This is a genomic window from Cellulomonas sp. APG4 (assembly GCF_009996735.1).
In the GTDB taxonomy this organism is placed as follows: Bacteria; Actinomycetota; Actinomycetes; order Actinomycetales; family Cellulomonadaceae; genus Actinotalea.
This window is the reverse complement of record NZ_JAACYI010000036.1, coordinates 1-16,228: the sequence shown is the minus strand read 5'-3', so window position 1 is coordinate 16,228 and position 16,228 is coordinate 1. Positions and strand designations below refer to the sequence as shown.

The 16,228-nt window shown below is 75.3% G+C and carries 13 protein-coding genes; 6 read left to right on the top strand and 7 right to left on the bottom strand.

Features of this window, described 5'->3' with window-relative positions; genetic code table 11:
• A partial coding sequence (locus tag GXB85_RS17320) for an ATP-dependent metallopeptidase FtsH/Yme1/Tma family protein (RefSeq protein WP_237728384.1) occupies positions 1 to 1,926 on the top strand: 1,926 nt, incomplete at its 5' end.
• 108 nt (positions 1,927 to 2,034) lie between these two features.
• A complete protein-coding gene (locus GXB85_RS17315; protein ID WP_161918917.1) occupies positions 2,035 to 2,514 on the top strand; it encodes a PLD nuclease N-terminal domain-containing protein in 480 nt (159 codons plus the stop codon).
• A gap of 30 nt (positions 2,515 to 2,544) precedes the next feature.
• Here the strand turns inward: GXB85_RS17315 and GXB85_RS17310 are convergent, their stop codons facing one another.
• Positions 2,545 to 3,495 (bottom strand): anti-sigma factor RsbA family regulatory protein, encoded by a 951-nt coding sequence (locus tag GXB85_RS17310; protein WP_161918916.1) that lies wholly within the window; start codon positions 3,493 to 3,495, stop codon positions 2,545 to 2,547.
• Between the two features lie 279 nt (positions 3,496 to 3,774).
• Here GXB85_RS17310 and GXB85_RS17305 point away from each other — a divergent pair, with 279 nt between their 5' ends.
• A complete protein-coding gene (locus GXB85_RS17305) occupies positions 3,775 to 4,266 on the top strand; it encodes a DUF1918 domain-containing protein (RefSeq protein WP_161918915.1) in 492 nt (163 codons plus the stop codon).
• Positions 4,267 to 4,298: 32 nt separating this feature from the next.
• Here GXB85_RS17305 and GXB85_RS17300 read toward each other — a convergent pair whose 3' ends face one another.
• On the bottom strand, positions 4,299 to 4,901 hold the full coding sequence (locus GXB85_RS17300) for a DUF2231 domain-containing protein (protein ID WP_161918914.1): 603 nt from the start codon (positions 4,899 to 4,901) through the stop codon (positions 4,299 to 4,301).
• Between the two features lie 77 nt (positions 4,902 to 4,978).
• Complete coding sequence (locus GXB85_RS17295) at positions 4,979 to 5,422, bottom strand: DUF6584 family protein (protein ID WP_161918913.1); 444 nt, start codon at positions 5,420 to 5,422, stop codon at positions 4,979 to 4,981.
• 159 nt (positions 5,423 to 5,581) lie between these two features.
• On the opposite strand from GXB85_RS17295, the gene GXB85_RS17290 reads away from it, so the two are divergent.
• On the top strand, positions 5,582 to 5,902 hold the full coding sequence (locus tag GXB85_RS17290) for a hypothetical protein (RefSeq protein ID WP_161918912.1): 321 nt from the start codon (positions 5,582 to 5,584) through the stop codon (positions 5,900 to 5,902).
• 13 nt (positions 5,903 to 5,915) lie between these two features.
• Positions 5,916 to 6,857: a 5'-3' exonuclease gene (locus tag GXB85_RS17285; protein ID WP_161918911.1), complete on the top strand. Its 942-nt coding sequence runs from the start codon at positions 5,916 to 5,918 to the stop codon at positions 6,855 to 6,857.
• 15 nt (positions 6,858 to 6,872) lie between these two features.
• Here GXB85_RS17285 and GXB85_RS17280 read toward each other — a convergent pair whose 3' ends face one another.
• The 4 genes from GXB85_RS17280 to GXB85_RS17265 all read right to left on the bottom strand — a co-directional run bounded on the left by GXB85_RS17280 (position 6,873) and on the right by GXB85_RS17265 (position 14,595).
• Positions 6,873 to 7,403, bottom strand: a complete 531-nt coding sequence (locus tag GXB85_RS17280; RefSeq protein WP_161918910.1) for a flavodoxin family protein — start codon at positions 7,401 to 7,403, stop codon at positions 6,873 to 6,875.
• Positions 7,404 to 7,466: 63 nt separating this feature from the next.
• Complete coding sequence (locus tag GXB85_RS17275; RefSeq protein ID WP_161918909.1) at positions 7,467 to 8,180, bottom strand: M50 family metallopeptidase; 714 nt, start codon at positions 8,178 to 8,180, stop codon at positions 7,467 to 7,469.
• 26 nt (positions 8,181 to 8,206) lie between these two features.
• Positions 8,207 to 11,551, bottom strand: coding sequence for an EAL domain-containing protein (locus GXB85_RS17270; protein WP_161918908.1), 3,345 nt, complete (start codon positions 11,549 to 11,551; stop codon positions 8,207 to 8,209).
• The gene (locus tag GXB85_RS17265; protein ID WP_161918907.1) at positions 11,548 to 14,595 is read right to left on the bottom strand and encodes an EAL domain-containing protein; all 3,048 of its coding nucleotides are present in this window, start codon (positions 14,593 to 14,595) and stop codon (positions 11,548 to 11,550) included. Before GXB85_RS17265 ends, GXB85_RS17270 begins: the two co-directional genes overlap by 4 nt.
• Before the next feature lie 376 nt (positions 14,596 to 14,971).
• On the opposite strand from GXB85_RS17265, the gene GXB85_RS17260 reads away from it, so the two are divergent.
• On the top strand, positions 14,972 to 16,228 hold a 1,257-nt coding region (locus GXB85_RS17260; protein ID WP_370524315.1), incomplete at its 3' end, for a DEAD/DEAH box helicase.

Below are 16,228 nucleotides of genomic sequence, written 5' to 3'. Positions count from 1 at the left end.
CGAGACCGCCGCCCTCCACACCGTCGACAGCTGCAGATGTGGATAGAGGCCGGGCTCCGGCCCGCACCCCGTGACGAGCAGCCGCCGGCACCCCCGCGGCCGCGCCGACCGGGCCCGCCGCGTGCACCGCGCTGGTGGGGGACCCGCCGGGGGAAGGTCGTCGCGGCTGCTGCCGCGGTCGCCGTCGTCGTGGCCGTCGCCCTGACCGTGCTGCTGGCGACGCGCTCGACGACGCCCGAACCCACCGTGGTCGCCCTCACCGAGGCGGTCGCCGTGATCGAGGCCGGAGACGTGCGCGGCGCGGAGCTCGTGGACGCGCGTGCGAGGGTGGACCTCGAGCTCGCCGACGGCACGACGGTGCGCGCCGGCTACCCGCAGGAGTGGGCCGACGAGCTCACCGCGCTGCTGCTCGACGCGGGAGTCGAGGTGACCACCGAGTCGGGTCGTGCGGGTGCGGGCGAGCAGCTGCTCGGGCGCGTCCTCGTGGTCGTGCTCGTGGTGGGTCTGCTGCTGATCCTCCTGCGCACCGCGCGCGGCGGGGCGGGCCTCGGCGGTGCCCGACGCCGCGCGCTCACGCAGGGCGAGGTGCCGCAGGTGACGTTCGCGGACGTCGCGGGCGCCGACGAGGCCGTGGACCAGCTGCGCGAGATGGTGCAGCTCCTGCGCGAGCCCGAGCGGTTCGAGGCCGTGGGCGCACGCCGTCCGCGCGGGGCGCTGCTCGTGGGGCCTCCCGGGACGGGCAAGACGCTCCTCGCGCGCGCCGTCGCGGGTGAGGCCGAGGTGCCGTTCTTCCCGCTCGCGGGCTCCGACTTCGTCGAGACCTACGTGGGCGTGGGTGCGCGGCGGGTGCGCGACCTGTTCGCGCAGGCCCGTAAGGCCGAGCGCGCCATCATCTTCATCGACGAGATCGACGCAGTGGGCCGGGCCCGCAGCAGCGCGCAGCACAACGCGGCCGACGGCGAGCGCGAGAACACCCTGATCTCGCTGCTCAACGAGATGGACGGGTTCGTCGGGACGCACGTGATCGTGCTCGCGGCCACCAACCGTCCCGACACCCTCGACCCGGCCCTCACCCGCCCGGGCCGGCTCGACCGGCAGGTGCAGGTGCCCAACCCGGACCGCCGCGGACGCACCCTGATCCTCGAGGTGCACGCCGCGGGCAGGCCCGTGGGCGTCGACGTCGACCTGGTCCAGATCGCACGCCAGACCCCCGGGATGTCCGGGGCCGACCTGGCCCAGGTGGTCAACGAGGCGTGCATGGAGGCCGCGCGCCGCGGCGCGGACGTGGTCGACGCGGCGTGCTTCCAGGCCGCCGTCGCGACCGTCGCCATGGGCCGGGCGCGCACCTCGGCGCTCGTGACCGAGCACGACCGGCGCATCACGGCGTGGCACGAGGCCGGGCACACGCTCGCGGCCGCGCTGCTGCCCGACGCGGACGACCCGGTCTCGGTCACGATCGTGCCGCGCGGCCCCGCTGGTGGCGTCACCTGGATGAGCGGCAACGACGACGTGTTCCTGCCGCGGGCCAAGGCGCGCGCGCAGCTGGTCGTGGCCCTCGCGGGACGCGCGGCGGAGGAGCGGCTGCTCGGCGGTGAGCACACGCAGGGCGCCTCGGGTGACCTGCAGAGCGCGACCCGGCTCGCGACGGACATGGTGACGCGCTACGGCATGACCGAGTTCGGCTACGCCCAGGTGGACGCCGAGACGATGCGGCTGGGCGGCCAGGTGGCGGCCCGGGCCCACGCCGAGGTGGACGCGCTGCTGCGGCAGGCGCACCGTGAGGCCACCGAGCTGCTCGCCGCGCACCACCCGCTGCTCGAGGCCGTCGCCGCGGCGCTCCTGGTCGAGGAGACGCTCTCGGTGGGTCGGGTGCGGCAGATCGTCGCCGAGTTCGAGGCCGTGCCCCAGGACGCTCCGCTCGCCTGACGGAGTGCTGCGTACGGGTGACGGCGCGTGGAAACCTCCCCAGGACGGCGCCCCGTCCTCTAGGTTCGTCGCCGGACGCCCGGACCGCCGGGCCACGGAGGGGGACCCGTGATCCGCTACCTCGGATTCTTCGTCGAGATCGCGCTGCTCGTGTACTGCCTGATCGACTGCATCCAGGCCGACTCGCTGCGCATCCGCAACCTCAGCAAGACGACGTGGGTGTTCCTCATCGTCCTGCTGCCGATCGCCGGCGCGGTCGCCTGGCTGGTCGCGGGGCGGCCCGAGCGCGCGCCCGCGCAGCGGTCCGTGCCGTGGCCCGCGACGCGCACGGCGGGCTTCCCCGAGTACGAGCGGCCGCGCCCGGCTCGCGGGCCGGACGACGACGAGGCCTTCCTCGCCGACCTCCGCGCCTCCGACGCCGAGCACGAGAAGCTGCTGGCCGACTGGGAGGCGGACCTGCGTGCGCGTGAGGCGGGGCTGCGGGCCGAGGCGGGCGACGCCGCGCCGTCGGCGGGGCAGGACGCCGCGACCGAGCGCGAGGGCGAGGCCGGGCACGCCGACGACGAGGGCACGGCACGCAAGCCCTGAGCGGCGCCCTCGAACCGCGGGGGTGGCCGGTCAGAGCCAGGTCGAGACGCGAACCACGGTGCCCGTGGGCTGCGGGCGGATCTGCACCAGGTCCGCGAGACGGTTGGCGATCCACAGCCCGCGGCCCCGCACCTGCCCCGGGGCGGGGTCGATGCGACCGGCGAGCGGGTCGGTGAACCGGCCGCGGTCGTGCACCTCGACGACCAGCTCGTCGATCCCGCGCCACAGGTGCATCACGCCCGAGCCCCCACCGTGGTCGAGGCTGTTCGCGGCGACCTCGTTGACGGCCAGCACCAGGTCGTCCGTGCGGCCCGGGTCGAGCCCGGCGGCACGGGCCGCCCGTCGCACGGCCTTGCGTACGCCGGTGAGGTCGCTGTCGCCGAACTCGAGCACCTCGGCCCAGGTCGGGGGCGCGTCGAGCTCGGGCCGCAGCAGCGCGGTGCCGGGCTCGGTCGGCACGTAGGTAGGGCTCGAGACCGCCTCGGCCCCGTGGCCCACGACGGGGTGGGTGCGCTCCACCTCGGCGAGCACCTCGGGGGCGAGCGAGCCCGCGTCGTACGGGCACAGCAGCCACAGCGGCGCGGCCGCCGGGATCGCGAGGTTCATGAGGGACTCGTGCACCTGGCACTCGGCGATCTCCGCCGCGCGCCGTCCCGCCCAGACGGGCTCGGCCACGCCCCGCAGCGCCGTGCCGTCGGGGGCGTGCTCGTCGACGAACGCTCGCCACGCGGGGATGATCCGCGCGGGGTTGCGACCGAGGCGGGCCATGTCCGCATAGGCGACCTGGTCGGCAGCGGGGCCGAGGGCGGCGCGCAGCGGGCGCCAGCGCTCGTGCGGTACGGCGACCATCACCGCCATGTCGAGCTCGAGGCCCTCGAGCACGAAGCCCACGGTGCGCTCGAGGAAGTCGTCGAGCCCGCGCCAGAAGTAGGCCTCGTGGTGGTAGCGCGTGTGCGGGCGGGGCAGAGTCCTCCGGGTCAAGCCTCGCCTCCCCCGGGCCGTGACCGGCCCCCGTCCCGTGCCCCCTCGACGCCTCCCGGTGCCCCTCCGGACGGCGGGGCCAGATGCCCGGACGCGACGGTAGCGGTTCACGGGCCGTCGCAGGTACCGCTCCCGGGTGAATCGGTCCCGCGTGTCGTGGTGCCGCGCGTACTGGAGCGCGCCAGAACAGGTGGCCCGGGCCCAGGGTCCCAGGGGCCTCCCCCGGACGGGGTGACGGGAGCATCATGAGGGGGTGGGGTGAGGACCGGGAGGTGCGTGATGAAGGCGTCCGTGGGTGACCGGATCGTGATGGCCTCGAGCGTCGTGGACGGCCCCGTGCGGGCCGGGCGCGTCGTGGCCCTGCGACACGACGACGGCAGCCCGCCCTACGTGGTGCGCTGGTCCGACACCGACGAGGAGAGCCTCGTCTTCCCGGGCCCCGACACCCACGTCGAGCACCACGCCGCAGGGGAGCACGTGGCGGCGGACGCAGGCCCGCGCGCGCTCGGGTCCTGGCAGGTGCAGGTGAGCCTCGCGCACGACGGCGGCGAGACGACCGCCCATGCCGTGCTCCTCGGCTCGGGGCCTGCGGCGGGCTTCGCCGCCTCGGGCGAGGCGCACCGCAACCCGGCCGACCCCGACGCGCCGGGGGTGGGCGAGGAGATCGCGGTGGCTCGCGCCCTGCGGCACCTCGCGGACAGGCTCGTGGACCGGGCCGAGGTGGAGATCTCGGCCGCGACGGGGGAGGACGCCGAGGTCGAGCTCGACTGAGCGAGGGATCGGCGCGCGGGCGCCGGTGACGCTCAGGCCGTCGCGGCGTCCTCCGCGAACGCCGGGTCGCGCGAACCGACGTCACGCGCGACGGCGAGGTGCGCCCCGAGGTAGCCGCTCGCGCCGGCGACGCCCGCACCGGCGAGGGCGAGGGTCGCGCCCAGCACGTGGCGGCCCCGCCGGCGGGCGAGCCACGAGGCGCCGTAGAGCGCGAGCCCCACCGAGTTCCCGACGGCGTGCGCGACGCCCACCCGCGCGTCGCGGTCGCGCGTGCGGGACCACTCCGCGGCACCCGTGAGCGCCGTCGGCACGGCCGAGAGCACGCCGAGCCCGACGAGCCTGCGGGCGGCCGGCCGCGCGTCGGGGCCCGCGAGCAGGTCGAGCGCGCTCGCGGACATCCACAGGCCCAGCGGGGCGTCGGTCAGCACGGGGTGCAGCGCGTGGCCGAGCGGGCGGCCCAGCAGCAGCCACTGCCGCACGGGGCCGTCGACCAGGGCGCGCGCCCAGGGTTGCGCTGTCTCGACCAGCGGGTCGAGGGCCTGGGCCCGCTCGACGGCGAGGGAGGCGCGGACCAGGAGCGGCGGGGCGTCAGCCGCGTGGGCCGGGGCGGGGCGGGTGGTCTCGGACGTGCTCACGGTGGTCCTCCTCGGCGTTCGTCGGACCTCCCGATCCTGCGTCAGCCCCGCCCGCAGCGCGCGGCGAGCCGCCCCGCTCACGGACGGGCCGCGCCCCAGAGCAGCCGCGCCCGCAGTGTCGCCGACCACCGTCGGAGGGCCTCGAGGGGACCGTCCACGCGCCCCGAAGGTCGCTTGTGCGGTAGGTCCGCGAGCAGTCGGCGACCTGCCTCGTCCGCAATGGACGCGAGGTCCTCGGAGCGCAGGAGGTGTCTCAGTCGCTTCTCGGTCATGCGTGAGCATCGCGTCCAGGAGTTGTGGCGCTCGAAGGTCGCGCGCTCCGCGTCGCTCGCGTGCGCCGCGACGAGGTAGCCCCATCGGCCGGCCTCAGCAGGTTGTCCGTCGCGTCGGTAGGCCTCGGCGAGGAGCTGGCGGATCTCAAGGCTGCGGGGATACGCCACGACGAGAGCCTTGAGCCTGTCGCGCGCCTGACGCGCGTCTCCCCGCGCCAGGTCAGCCCGGGCGCGCTCGATCCCGTCCACCCGCAGAGCATGCCTCACCCGAGGTGGCGGGGGACCGGGATGATCGCCGGCACACGCGTGCCGGACGTCGATCGACGCCCTGCACGTGGAGGTGACTGTTAGCGTGCGCCGGTATCGAGGCGGACTCGGAGGTCTCCTGTGTGGGTCGACGTTGCAGGCGTGTTGCATACGGTCGCACTGCCCGAGCCCTCGGAGGTACTGACCTCCCGTGCGCTCGCCACGTTCCGGCGTCTGCGTGACGTCGTCGGGCCTGAGGCGATCGAGGACAGCCTCGAGGACGAGGAGGAGAAGGTCTACGACGCGGATCATCCCCCTGACACGGATGACTCCTTCGTCGGTGCAGCTCCGCCCGTGGACCTCCTCGACGCCGACCTCGACTCCGTCGACGCCCTCGTCGAGGCCGTGCGACGTGTGCCGGGCCGTTGGCGACTGGACGTCCTGATGGCACTCACCGACCTGAACGACGAGGACGACGAGTGAGGACCTGGGTGCCATGACGGACCGCCGCCCGCTGCTGCTGCTCGACACCGCGTCGCTGTACTTCCGGGCGTTCTTCGGGGTCCCGGACTCGGTGCGCGCTCCCGACGGCACGCCGGTCAACGCGGTGCGCGGCCTGCTCGACATGACCGCGCGACTGGTCCAGGCGCGCAGGCCCGAGCGGCTCGTCGCGTGCTGGGACGACGACTGGCGGCCCGAGTTCCGCGTCGCCGCGATCCCCAGCTACAAGGAGCACCGGCTCGCGGCCGACGGCGGCGAGGAGGTCCCGGCCGCGCTCACGGCGCAGATCCCGCTGATCGTCGAGGTGCTCGCGGCGCTGGGCGTCGCGCGGGTGGGCGCACCCGGCTACGAGGCGGACGACGTGATCGGGACCCTGACCGCACGCGAGGCCGCGCGGCCCGCGGGTGAGCGCGCCCCGGTCGAGGTGGTCACGGGTGACCGGGACCTGTTCCAGCTGGTCGACGACGACGTCCCGGTGCGCGTGCTGTACACCGCGCGCGGCCTGCGTGACCTGGACGTCGTCGACCAGGCGCGTCTGGCCGAGCGGTACGGCGTGCCCACGGGGCGGGCCTACGGCGACATGTCGGTGCTGCGCGGCGACAGCAGCGACGGCCTCCCGGGAGTGCCGGGGATCGGTGAGAAGGGCGCCGCCGCGCTCCTCGCGCGGCACGGCACGCTCGAGGCCGTGCTCGCGGCCGCCGAGACCGAGGACGCGAGCGTCCCGCGCGCGCAGCGCCGCCGGCTCCTCGACGCGGCCGACTACCTCGCGGTCGCGCCCGCCGTCGTGCGCGTCGCCCCGGACGCCCCCGTCGCCGAGGCGGACCACGCCGTCCCGTCGACCCCCGCGGACCCTGAGCGGCTCGTCGCCCTCTCCGAGCGATGGGGGCTCGGCTCGAGCGTCGCGCGGCTGGTCGACGCGTTCACGGCCCTCGCGTGACCGTGCCGCGGAGCCTCAGCCGACGGGCGTGAGCGCGCTGCCGAGGCTCCGGCCCCACGCCCGCGCCGCGTCGAGCTGACCGTCGACCAGCCCGTCGGACTTGCCCTGCACGGTGAACGTGTGCGGCGGGAGCACCAGGTGGCCGCCGAGCCCGCGCATGCGTCGTGCGGCAGCCTTGGCGGCCGATCCCGGCAGGTTGGGGTGCTCGACCTTGGTGTCGAACGTCGCGCACGCGATCCCGCCGTGCGGCAGCACGAGGCGGTCGAGCCACTCACGGATGCCTACGCCCTGGGTCACCAGCGGTCTCGGCGCCCCGGTCGCGGCGTCGGCCCGGGTCGAGGCGCGCGTCATGCCGAACGCATGCGTCGGGCCGCCCACCACGAGCAGGTCGAGACCCATCGGCAGGTGGTTGCCGTCCGGGGTCGCCGCGAGCGACCCCACCTCGAGCACGTCGACGTCCATGGTCTCGGCCAGCCCCAGCCCGAGCGCCCGTGCGACCTCGCGCGTGCTGCCGAACATCGACTCGTAGACGACTCTCGCTCTCATACGTCCACGCTCCGACCGTGCGATGTGAGGCGCGAGGGCCCTTGGTCCCTGGAGACGTCGTCGTCAGAGGCCCGGGACGTTCGGGAGCAGCCACGTCGCACCGAGCGCCGCGGCCCCGAGGCACGCGAGGAGCATGAGGACCACCCAGACCGGGGCGGGCACGCGGGTGAGCCGGGCGAGCTGGTCGGCGTCGGACGTGCGCGACCGCTCGCGCCGACGTGACCGCGCGAGCTCGAGCACCGTCCGCGGAGCCGCGAGCAACCAGAACCACGTGAGCGTGAGCGCGGTCGCGGACTGCACGGCGGGCGAACCCCACCAGGTCACGGCGAGCACCCCGCCGAGGCCCACCAGCACCACCCACAGGCCGAAGAGGTTCCTGATCTGCAGCAGCAGGAGCACGAGCGCGAGCAGCAGGCCCCAGAGCAGCCCGACGGCGTACCCCTGGGCGAGCACGGCGGCCGACGCGAGGCCCAGCACCGCGGCCGCGGGGTAGCCCGCGAGCAGCGTGAGCACCATGCCCGGCCCGCGCGGGAGGCCGCGCGACACCGTGAGCCCCGAGGTGTCGGAGTGCAGCCGGATGCCCGTGAGTCGGCGGCCGACGAGCACCGCGACGACGGCGTGGCCGGCCTCGTGCACCACGGTCACGGCATGTCTCGTGACGGGCCAGAGCCCTGGCACGACGACGAGCGCGAGGGCGAGCGCGGCGGTGAGCAGCACGGTGCCGGGCGCGGGCAGCGGCTGGACGGTGGTGATCCGGTCCCAGATCTCGGCGAGCACGCGCCCAGACTGTCAGGTGCGGCGGCTCAGGTGCGGGTCAGCAGGTCCGTGCCGAGCAGCTCGCCCGCCTCGGACCCCGGCAGCGCGCGGGCGTAGAGCCAGCCCTGGGCGGTGCGACAGCCCAGTCCACGCAGGTGCCCGGCCTGGGCGTCGGTCTCGACCCCCTCGGCGACGACCTCGAGCCCCAGGGCGCGGCCCATCTCGACGATCACCCGCACGAGCTCGGTGGTCTGCGGGTCCACCTCGAGCTGGCCGACGAAGCTCCGGTCGAGCTTGAGGGCGTCCACCGGGAACGAGCGCAGCGCGCCGAGCGACGACTGCCCGGTGCCGAAGTCGTCCATGTGCAGGCGCAGGCCCGCGGCACGCAGGTCGGTCATCACCTGGCGCGCGGCGTCGGGGTCGGTCATCACGACGGACTCGGTGATCTCGAGCACGAGGCTCGACGGCGCGACGTCGTGCCTGCTCAGAGCTTGCGTGACCGTGGCGAGCAGCTGGTCGGACCAGAACTCGCGGTGGGAGAGGTTGACGGAGACCACGGCGTCGACGCCGCGCTCGGCGCGCCAGCGGGCGATCTGGGCGCACACCGAGTCGAGCACCCACTGGCCCAGGGCCACGACCATGCCCGTGTCCTGCAGCACGTCGAGGAACTCGGCGGGCAGGAGGAGCCCTCGCTCGGGGTGCTGCCAGCGGACGAGTGCCTCGAGGTGGGTGAGGGGGCCGCCGGTCATCGGCACGAGCGGCTGGTAGTGCATGACGAACTGCTCGGTGAGCAGGGCGGCGCGCAGCTCGGACTGCGCCTGGAGGCGCCCCGTCGCGCGCAGGTGCATCTCGGGCTCGAAGACGCTCGCGCTCCCGCGCTCGGTCTCCTTCGCGTGGTACATCGCGATGTCCGCGTCGCGCAGCACCTCCTCGGGTGTGCGGTGACCGCTCCGGGACGTCGTGATGCCCACGCTCGCGCCCACCTGGACCACCTGGTCGCCCAGCGTGACGGGCGCGGCGATGAGGTCCTGGATGCGTTCGACGACCGGCAGCAGGGCTCCCTCGGGCAGGTCCGTGAGCAGCACGGCGAACTCGTCACCGCCGAACCGCGCGGCGGTGTCCACGGAGCGGAGGTCGCCGCGCAGGCGCTCGCCGATCGTGCGCAGCAGGTGGTCGCCCATGAGGTGGCCGAGCGAGTCGTTGATGAGCTTGAAGCCGTCGAGGTCGAGGAACACCACGGCGAACTCGGCCGCCGCACGTCGCTGGGCCTGCTCGACCGCCCAGCCGAGGCGCTCGAGGAAGAGCCTGCGGTTGGGCAGCCCCGTCACGGCGTCGTAGAGCGCGCCCTGCCGCAGCCGTTCCTCCATCGCCTTGCGCGGGTGGATGTCGGTGAGCGAGCCGACGACGCGTCGTGCGAGCCTGCCGGGCTCGCCCACGGGCACGGCGCGGCACAGGGTCCACCGGTAGCCCCCGCGGCCGGCGACGCGGTGCTCGACCTCGATCGGCACCTGCTCCGAGACGAGGCGCCACAGCTCGTCGGCGAGCAGCGGCCGGTCGGCGGGGTGGACCGTGTCGAGCCAGGGGTTCAGCTCGGGTGCGGCGCGGCCCACCCGCTCCGCCCGCGTGTCGGTGCCGCGCGCCACACCGATCTGCAGCAGCTCCTGGCAGCGCTCGGAGTAGTAGCAGGTCGCGGTGCTCACGTCCCAGTCCCACAGGCCGTCCGCGGTGGCCGACGCCGCCAGCGAGTAGCGCTCCTCCGAGCGCCGGATCTCCTCGACGAGGCCCTGCTGCTTGAGCGCGACCGCGAGCAGCGCGGCCCAGTGGTTGTAGGTCGCGCGGCCGGTGCGGGCGTGGGCGTCCACCGGCCCGACGACGCACAGCAGACCGTGGTCGCCCGTCGCGCCACGCACCGGGATGACGTAGGCGACCTGGCCGGGCGTGCTGCGCAGGGCGTCGAGCAGCGCGCGCGGCGGGAACTCGCGCACGTCGACCTCACCCGGCACGTCGCCCAGCCGCTCGTGCGGGTCGTAGACGCCTGCGACGCGCAGCCGCCCGCCCGGCTCGTCCGCCCACAGCCCGAGGCAGCCCAACGGCACCGCGACCTCGTCGAGCCAGCCGAGGGTGCTCGGGTCGCTGCCCACCTCGCCCAGCAGGCCCATGCCGACGTCGTACTGCTCGGCGAGCGAGACCGAGAGCTCGTCGGCCCGTGCGAGCGTGGTCGCCGCGCGCACGTCCGCGAGCCGCACCGTGAGGCGCACGACGCACCTCTGCACGACGTCGGACGACGCGCCGTCGGGCGGGCCGGGTGCGCCGTGCGCTCCGGCCGCGCGGGTGAGGTCGCCCAGCACGCGCTCGGTGAACCGCTCGAGCACCTCGGGCGACGGCGGGACCGGGAAGAGCCGCGCGAGCGTGCACGCGAGCAGGTCGTCGAGCTCCTCGGGGCCGGGCTCGTCGCCCTCCGCCGCGCGCGCGAGCACGGCGGTGAGGACCTCGAGCATCTCGTCGGCCGCGGCGTCGCCACGCGCCGAGGTGACCGACGCGGCCGAGCAGCCGCACGAGCCGCGCGGGACGAACGTCGAGGCCACGGTGTGCCGGCCGGGTCGCACCGGCTCGCCGCGCAGCCCGGCGAGGAGCAGGCCGGCAGCGCGTCGCCCGAGCTCCATCGCGTGCTGGTCGACGGTCGCGAGCGGTGGCGAGGAGTGCCAGCCCTCCTCGACGTCGTCGAACCCGACCACCGCGAGGTCGGTCGGCACCGACAGCCCGGCCGCGCGGAGCTCGGCCATGAGGCCGAGCGCGATCCGGTCGGTCGTCGTGACGACGGCCGTGATGCCGCGCTCGGCGCGCAGCCGCAGCACCTCGCCCACGGCGCCCCGGCCGCCCTGCTCGACGTGGTCCGCCGTCGGGACGTGCAGCCCCTCGACGTCGAGCCCGAGCTCGGCGCTGCGGGCCACGTAGGCCGCGTGCCGCTCACGCATGTCGGACTGCGCGAGGTTCCCGACGAACGCGATCCGTCGGTGCCCGTGCTCCACGAGGTGGGTCACGGCCGTGCGCACGCCCGCGGTGTTGTCGGCGACGACGGTGAGCGCATCGAGGCCGTCGACCTCGTTGCCCGCGAGCGCGACGGGCAGCCCGGCGTCACGCAGCGAGGCGAGGGAGGCCGGGCTCGCGGCCTGGGCGATCGAGACGACGGCATCGACCTGGTCCCAGGCGACCGGTGCGCGCACCTCGGGGGCGGGCAGGAACTCGTCACCGGTGCGGCCCGCGTCGAGGGTCTGCACGAGGCAGACGCTCCCGCCCGCAGCGGCGACCGCCTCGACGACGCCCGCGAGCACCTCGCCGAAGTAGAAGCCACCGGTGATGGGGGAGAGGACGCCGATGGTGGGGGTCATCATGTTCCTCGTCGTGGGGGGCCCGGCGGGCCGAGCGTAGCGGGAGGTCCCTCGGGTGCGGCCGGGACCAGCGGACGCCCCACCAGCAGCCCGGCCTCGTGCGCGGGAAGGGCCCGCGAGTAGAGCCAGCCCTGCACGTCGCGGCAGCCCAGCTCGGCCAGGTGGCGCGCCTGGTCGGGCGTCTCGACGCACTCGGCGACGACCTCCATCTCGAGCGTCGCCCCCATCGCGAGGATGATCCGGACGAGCTCGGAGGTCTGGCGGTCGGTCGCGAGGTCGCGGACGAAGGAGCCGTCGATCTTGAGCGCGTCGACGGGGAAGGTACGCAGGGCGCCCAGCGACGAGTGCCCCGTGCCGAAGTCGTCGATGTGCAGGGCGAGGCCGAGGGCGTGCAGGGCGTCCATGCGCTCGCGCGCCGCCTGCGTGTCGGCCATGATCACCGACTCGGTGATCTCGAGCACGAGCGACGAGGCCGGCACGCCGTGCCGGTCGAGGGTCGCGGTGAGGAACGCCGGCAGGTCCGGCGCCCAGAACTCGCGGTGCGAGAGGTTCACCGCGACGGTCACGTCGGGGGTGATCCGCCGCCATCGCGCGAGCTGCGCGCACACCGTGTCGACGAGCCACTGCCCGAGCTCGACCACCGAGCCGTCGTCGGCCATGTCGTCGAGGAACGCGCCCGGCGGGAGCAGCCCGCGCGTCGGGTGGTCCCAGCGCACGAGTGCCTCGAGGTGCCGCACGCGGCCGCCGTCGAGCGCGACCACGGGCTGGTAGTGCACGACGAACTGCTGCGCGTCGAGGGCCGTGCGCACCTCGGACCGCGCGCGCAGGCGGTCCGTGGCGCGCACGTGCATCGCGGGGTCGAACACGCTCGCGGTGCCGCGCTCGGTCGCCTTGGCGTGGTACATCGCGGTGTCGGCGTCCCGGAGCACGTCCTCGGCGCTCGTGTAGCCCGCGTCGGACGTGGTGATGCCGATGCTCGCCGTCACCCGCACCTCGGTGCCGTCGAGGTCGATCGGCTCGGCGATGCGCCGCTGGAGCCGCGCGGCGATCGTGAGCACCTCGTCGGGCACGGGGTCGCACAGCAGGACCGCGAACTCGTCACCGCCGAACCGGGCCGCGGTGTCGACCGCGCGCAGCTCGGCACGCAGGCGGTGCCCCACCTCGGCGAGCAGCTCGTCGCCGCGCAGGTGGCCGAGCGAGTCGTTGACGAGCTTGAAGCCGTCGAGGTCGCAGAAGACCACGGCGAACCCGGCATCGGGCCGTCGCGCCGCGAGGTCGAGGGCGTGGCCGAGGCGCTCGCGGAACAGCCGCCGGTTCGGCAGCCCGGTCACGGCGTCGTACGTCGCGCTGCGGCGCACCTCCTCGAGCAGGGCGCGCTCGCGCAGCGCGACGCCCAGCAGGGAGGCCCAGTGGTTGTAGGTCGCCCGGCCCGTGCCGAACTCGGTGTCGACCGCCCCGACCACGCACAGGAACCCGTGGTCGCCGCTCGCGCCACGCACCGGCACCACGTAGGCGACCTCGTCGGCGAGCGGGTCGGCGAGGTCGAGCAGCGGGGCCGGCGGGAACTCCGCGACCGGCACGGTCTCGGGCAGCGGGCCCACGGCCCCGGTCGGGTCGTAGAGGCCGACCAGGCGGAGGCGGGGAGAGCCGGGCGGGCCGTCCCACACCCCCAGGCATCCCGCGCGCACACCGACCGCGTGCAGCCACGCGAGCGACCGCGGGTCGTCCTCGACCGTCCCGAGCATGCCCATGCCGAGCTCGTACTGGTCGCCCAGCGCCTCGGCGAGCCGGGTCACGCGGTCGAGGTTGTGCACGGCCTGGAGCCGCGCGACCGCCGACGTCGTGCGTGCCAGCACCCGGTCGAGCAGGTCCGCCCCCGGGAGCCCGGCCGCGTGCAGCGTCCGCCCGAGCCCCGCGATCGCGGTGGTCACCCCGCTGGCCAGCTGGGCGTGCACCTCAGGCGAGACGAGGTCGTAGCCCAGCTCGGCGACGGCGTCGTCCACCACGTGGTCGAGGTGCGCGGCCTCCGTCGCCGCGAGCGCGCCCGCGACCGCGACGACGTCGTCGTCGGGGTGCGTGCCCGCCGCGCGGAGCACGGCACGCACGAGGGCGCGCGCATCCCGGCTGCCCACGCCGTCGCCGGGTCCGGCGGTCGGGTCGCACCCGCACGAGCCGCGACGGACGAACGCCGCCGGCATCACGTGGCGCCGGTGCTCCACGGGACGACCGTCGAGCTCCGCCAGGAGGAGGTCGACGGCGGCGACGCCCTGGTCGGCGAAGCGCTGGTTGACCGTGGTGAGCGGCGGGTCGCTCGTCCAGCCAGGCTCGACGTCGTCGAACGCGACGAGCGCGAGGTCCTGCGGCACGCGGACGTCCTGCTCGGCCAGGCCGCGCACGAGGCCGAGGGCGACGCGGTCCGTCGCGACCACGAGGGCCGTGACCCCCGCTCGGTGCGCCGCGGCGACGGCGGCCGCTGCGGCGACGCCCCCGGTCTCGGCATGGTCCTCGGTGGGCACGAGCTCGCCCGCCGGGTCGAGCCCCGCCAGGTGCAGGCCCTCGAGGTAGGCCTCGTACCGCTCGTGCATGTCGGTCTGCGCGAGGTTCCCGACGAAGGCGATGCGCTCGTGACCGTGCTCGACGAGGTGCCGCAGGCCCTCGAGCACGCCGGTGCGGTTGTCGATGACGACGGTCGCGGCGTCGACGTCGAGGTCGTTGCTCACGAGCACCACGGGCGTGCCCCGGTCGAGCAGCCTGCGGATCGTGTCGGCGTCGGTGGCCCAGGCGACCGTGATCACCCCGTCGAGGCGGTCCCAGGCCACGGGGGGCAGGTTCTCGGGCGGGGGCGCGAACTCGTCTCCGGTGCGACCCGCGTCGAGGGTCTGGAGCATCGTCACGGTGGCACCCTGCTCGGCCGCGGCCCGGACGATCCCGGCGAGCACCTCGCCGAAGAAGAAGCCGCCCGTCGAGGGTGACAGCACACCGATGCGCGGAGCGGTGGGTCCGCCGTGCGCGCGCGAGGACGCCGCGCCCACGGTCGCGTGCGTCACGTCGCCTCCCGGTTCCCGGCCGACCGCGACGGCGGCCATCACCTAGATCGGTCGACGCGCGGGGTACTTGAGCGATCGAGACCGCTCTGCCCCGCTGTGTCCCGACCTCCACCCCCCCGGCCCCTGCGCGGGAGGGGGAGGAGGGGTGTCCGGGGGCCGTGCGTGGACGTGGTGAGCGGCCGACGGCGGCGTCGGGCACAATGGGGGAGTCGCGCACCCGTGCGACCCGAGATCGCGCACGCCCTGCGTCGCGCGGCTCGCACCGTCGTGGAGCACCGGCGCGTGCCGTCCCCGAAGGCCTTACGGCCCGGGGTGCTGGCACACCGCACTGCCGCCGCGAGCCCCGATCCCTCCGCCGGAAAGGCGACCCGTACCCGTGACCTTCCTCTCCCTCGGCGTGCCCGAGGTCCTCGTCCGCCCGCTCACCGAGCGCGGCATCACCGCACCGTTCCCCATCCAGGCCTCGACCCTGCCCGACACGCTCGCGGGCCGCGACGTGCTCGGCCGCGGCCGCACCGGCTCGGGCAAGACCCTCGCCTTCAGCCTGCCGATGGTCGCGCGCCTCGCGCGGCTCGACGTGCCCGGCACCTCGGTCGCCGCCCTGCGCCGCCCCGGCCGTCCGCGCGGCCTCGTGCTCGCCCCGACCCGTGAGCTCGCGAGCCAGATCGCCGCGACCCTCGAGCCCCTCGCCGCGGCCGCCGGCCTGCGCGTCACCACGATCTTCGGCGGCGTCTCGCAGCACCGGCAGGAGGTCGCGCTCCGCGCCGGGGTCGACGTCGTCGTCGCGTGCCCCGGCCGCCTCGAGGACCTCATGGGCCAGAAGGTGCTCACGCTCGACGACGTCGAGATCACCGTGCTCGACGAGGCCGACCACATGGCCGACCTCGGCTTCCTCCCCGGCGTACGGCGGATCCTCGCGGCGACGCCCGCGGGCGGCCAGCGCATGCTCTTCTCCGCGACGCTCGACAACGGCGTCGACCAGCTGGTGCGCAAGTTCCTGCAGAACCCCACCACGCACCAGGTGGACCCCGAGCAGACGCCTGTCGCGACCATGACGCACCACGTGCTCACGGTCGACTCGCCCGCGACCAAGACCGAGGTGGTGCGCCACCTCGCGGCCGGGATGGGCCGTCGTGTGCTCTTCACGCGCACCAAGCACCAGGCCAAGAAGCTCGCGAAGCAGCTCACGGCCCAGGGCATCCCCGCGGTCGACCTGCACGGCAACCTCAGCCAGAACGCGCGTGAGCGCAACCTCGAGGCGTTCTCGACCGGCGGCGTGCGCGTGCTCGTCGCGACCGATATCGCCGCGCGTGGCATCCACGTCGACGACGTCGAGCTCGTGGTCCACGTGGACCCGCCGGCCGAGCACAAGGCCTACCTGCACCGCTCGGGCCGCACGGCGCGCGCGGGCTCGGGCGGCGACGTCGTCACGCTCGTCCTGCCCGAGCAGACCTCCGACGTGCGCACGCTCACGCGGCTCGCGCGCATCGACGCGCGTCCGCGCCCGGTGCGTCCGGGCGACGCGACGCTGACCGCGCTGGTCGGCGTCACGGCCCCGCACGTCGAGCCGGCCGCGACGCCCGCGCCCGCCTCGGGCGGCGGTGCCCGCACGGGTCGCGCGTCGGGCCGTCCG